We start from the raw sequence: 3,843 nt of genomic DNA, 5'->3' as shown, positions 1-3,843 counted from the left end.
GGCCACTGATGTGGCCGGCCGCCGCGCCGGGCCTACTTGTCCACCCGGCACTGCTTCGTGACGGTCTTGGCCGGGTCGCTCTCCGATGTCGCCGTCAGTTTCACGATGCCCGTCGCCACCGCGTCTGGGGTGGCCGCCACCGCGACCTTCGCCGTCGTCGTGGCGCCGAACTTCGCCGTGGCGAGCACGTTCGGCAGGACGACCCGCCAGCCGCGACCGGCGACCGCGGCGGACAGCCGGTACACGTCGGAGGTCAGGTACGCCGACGCGTCCTCGGGGTGCTGCTGGCCGCCGGCCGAGTAGACGCCGGTGTTGGTCAGCGGGAACGAGCACGTCACGCCCCGGTTGGTGGGCCGGCCGCCGGACGTCACCGAGCCCTGCCCGAGCGCCACGCCGTGGGTGCTGGGGCCGCCGGCGCCGTCCAGCGACTTCACCGCGACCGTGTACGACAGCACGCCGGTCGAGTCCCGCTTCACGTCGAGCACGTAGAAATGCAGCCGGTTGGCCTCGTCCACGTACTCGTACTCGGACCCGGAGCGGGTGCCCGCGTGGAACAGCGCGTCGGACAGCTGCCGATAGTCGCCCATCGTGACCTTCGCCGGGGTCCCGTCCGGACGGTAGAAGTCGATCAGGTCGATGTCCTGCGGGTTGGCGTCGATCGTCCACACGAACGGCGCCTGGTCCTGGTTCTTCGTCTTGGCGATCATCACACCGGAGTCCGGGGTGAACGAGTCGGCGCCCATCCGGTCGACGACCTCGACGGTGTAGTTGTTGAAGTTGCGGCCGTCGCAGAGCACGTCGGTGGTGACGTCGCAGGCCGGCGCCCGGTCGGCGTTCATCGCGACGTTGACGCCCATCAGGTCCTTGGCGCCGGGCGCCACCGCCCGGGCGGTCACCCTGGCGACCACCAGGCCGGTGGAGGACAACGCCTCACGGGAGAGCCGCAGCACGTTCTGCTCGCCGACGAGGCCGATCTTCGCCTTGTCCCGCACGGTGTGCAGCGAGCCCATCGAGCCGCCCTGCACGGCGGGGATCTGCCAGCGGGTGTGCGGCCCGCCCGGCCCGTTGAACGAGCCGCGGGACATCATCGACCACGGCCCGGTGTACGCGCGGCGCAGCGGCACGCCGTACGGGTTGTTGTAGTTGTCGCCGATCGTCAGCAGGTGGCTCAGCTCGTGCGCGTACACGCCCATGCCGGAGCTCTCCGCCTGGGTCGACGAACCACCGCCGGCGTTGGGCCAGATGGTCGCGGCCGACTTCCACGACGTCCACTCGACATAGCGGGTGCGCGCGTAGTTGGGCTGCGGCTCGACCGGCGGCCCGAAGGAGTCCGGCACGTCCTCCTTGGTCTGGAACTTCATCTCGCCGAACTCCTGCCAGGTGGACGACTCGTCCTGCCCGGCGGAGAGGATGAACACCAGCTCGTACGAGTCGGCCACCTCGTCGCCCACGTCGGCGCGCCAGGCGCCCAGCCCGTCGGTGCGGATGTTGCGGTTGCACGTCTCGCCGACCGGGCACATCCCCGGGTTCATGTCGTTGGTGATGCCGTACTGATAGGACTTGGCCGGCATCTGGTAGGCGCCGAACGCGGTCAGGTCCACACCGAACCGCCCGCCGGAGTCCTCCATCCAGTACTCGTGCAGGGTGTGCCCGCGGTTCAGCGCGTTCGGCGTGTTCAGCAGGTCGCGGTAGAAGGCCGGTACGGCGTCACGCGACAGCCGGGACGCGGCCGGCTGGGGGTTGCCGAAGATGGTGGACCGCGGCGCCTGGGTGACCACGAACGGCATGTCCGTGTAGTCCAGGGTGACCAGTGCGATGTTGAAGTTGCGGACCGAGCCGCGGCGGGACGGGTCGGACCAGTTCGTGCCGGGCGGGGCGACGAAGTCGTCCCACGTCATGGTGTCGGGGTTTTCCCAGTTCTGCGGGTCGACGACCGCGAAGGGGCCGGTGCCGGGGTCGACCGGCGCGGCTTGGGCGGGAGCCGACGCGAACGTGGCGGCCAGAGTGGCGGCGAGCACGGCGGCGAGCGCCCCGCGCCACCTCGGAGCATCCGTGAGCTGCATCCGCTGAACCTACCTGGCCCATCGATAGGTTTATACCTTTCGAATGCAGCATTACGGCAGCAGGTCGTCCAGCTGCGGCGCCGTCTTGAAGATGCCGTCCCTCCCGCCGAGCAGCGCGAGCGTCTCGACCGAGTCGCGGTTGATGGCGGCCGGCCAGTTCGGCAGGATCATCATCAGCCGGACCGTGTCGTTGATCGGCGTGTACGTGCCGACGACGTCGCGCACCTCGTCGCCGTGGGTGTCGGCGTATCGCAGTGACTCGTTGACCGCCTGGGTGAACCGCTCGACCAGCTTCGGGTCGCGCTCCGCCAGGTCGCCGGCGGTGAAGTACGCGGCGACGGTCAGGTTGGCGGCGGTGTCCACGAAGTTCGAGGCGATGACCTGGCAGCCGAGCGTGATGGCCTCGGACAGCTGCGGCTCCACCAGCCACGCCGCGTCGAGCTTCTTGGCTTGCAGCTTGCCGGGGATCTGCGGGAAGGGGTGCGCCTGGAAGCGAAGGGTGGTGGCGTCCCCACCGACCTTGCGCACCGACGCGCGGATCGTGGTGTCGCCGAGGCTTCCCAGCACGTTGACGCCGATCAGCTTGCCGGCCAGGTCCTTCGGCGTGCGGATGAGGCTGCCCGGCGGCACCACGATGCCGGAGAAGTCGCGGCCGGGCTTCCCGGTCGAGGACACCCCGGCGGCCACCGCCTTGAGCGGCGCGCCGTCCGCCCGCGCCGCCATCAGCGAGGTCATGTTGCTGAAGCCGAACTGGAACCGGCCGGCCAGCACCCCCTTGATGATCGGGGCGCCGCCCTGCTCGAGCACCAGGTCGAGGTCGATGCCGCGGCTGGCGAAGAACCCCTTCTGCCTGCCCAGGTAGATGGGCGCCACGTCGACGATGGGGATGACGCCGACGGAGATGCGGTCGAGTGCGGGGGCGGTCTTGGGTTTGTCGTCCGATCCGCAGGCGTTGGCGCCGGCCAGGACGGTGACGGCAGTGACGAGAGCGACGACGAACCGGCGCATCGGGGGGACTCCTGGATTGATCACGATGGAACCGCCGTACCGTAGCGCCTTCCGTGCCGGCAGTGATGGTCCGAACGGATCAGAGCATCGCGCGCAGTGCCGCCTGGTCCTCTTCGAACTGCGCGGTCAACCGGCTGCGCAACGCCGGATCCAGCTCCGGGGCCGTGCTCGCGCGACGGGTGTGCCGCTGCGCGGGGGCAGGCGCGGGCGGCAGTCCGAGGAACGCCAGGAGGTCGCCGTACCGAAGGCTCAGATCCTCGGTACGCAGCACCATCACGCGTTCCCGGCCGACCGCGGCGTGCCACCGGGCGAGCTGTTCGGCGTACCGTCCGCGGGCCGCGTAGCTGTAGCGCCGGCGGGCTTCGTGACCGCCGCCCGCGAGGCGTTCCGGCTCGGCGTCCAGCGCGTCGGCGAACGACAACGGCTCCACTCCGTAGGCGACCGAGTGCAGGTAGTGCGAATAGGCGCGTTCCGCCGGGTCTCGCACCAACGCGACGAAGCGGGCCTCCGGCAGGGTCGCCGCGGCCCGGGCCGGCGCCTCCGGATCGAAGAGGTAGTAGGGCGACGCCTCGAAGCTGAGCACGCCGGGCGGCCGGACCGGGAAGTGCGCGCGGTACCAGCGCTCACCCCGGCGGTGGTGCAGGCTGAAGTACTGCAGCTCCTTGCCGGACGCCGGCCGCACCGACGGATGCGCGGCCAGATACCGGTACAGCGACGTGGTGCCGCACCGCTGCCCGCCGATCACCAGGAACTCGGGCAACCGTCCCAACGG

At 70.4% G+C, this 3,843-nt stretch carries 3 protein-coding genes; all 3 read right to left on the bottom strand.

Annotated elements, in window-relative coordinates; translation table 11 throughout:
• Positions 1 to 32: 32 nt before the first annotated feature.
• Positions 33 to 2,063, bottom strand: coding sequence for a M6 family metalloprotease domain-containing protein (locus AB0M20_RS31430; protein WP_364303953.1), 2,031 nt, complete (start codon positions 2,061 to 2,063; stop codon positions 33 to 35).
• 51 nt (positions 2,064 to 2,114) lie between these two features.
• The gene (locus tag AB0M20_RS31425) at positions 2,115 to 3,071 is read right to left on the bottom strand and encodes an ABC transporter substrate-binding protein (RefSeq protein WP_364303952.1); all 957 of its coding nucleotides are present in this window, start codon (positions 3,069 to 3,071) and stop codon (positions 2,115 to 2,117) included.
• Positions 3,072 to 3,150: 79 nt separating this feature from the next.
• A partial coding sequence (locus AB0M20_RS31420; protein ID WP_364303951.1) for a sulfotransferase occupies positions 3,151 to 3,843 on the bottom strand: 693 nt, incomplete at its 5' end.

Source organism: Actinoplanes sp. NPDC051633 (assembly GCF_040681735.1).
In the GTDB taxonomy this organism is placed as follows: Bacteria; Actinomycetota; Actinomycetes; order Mycobacteriales; family Micromonosporaceae; genus Actinoplanes.
This window is presented reverse-complemented; position numbering and strand designations above follow the sequence as displayed.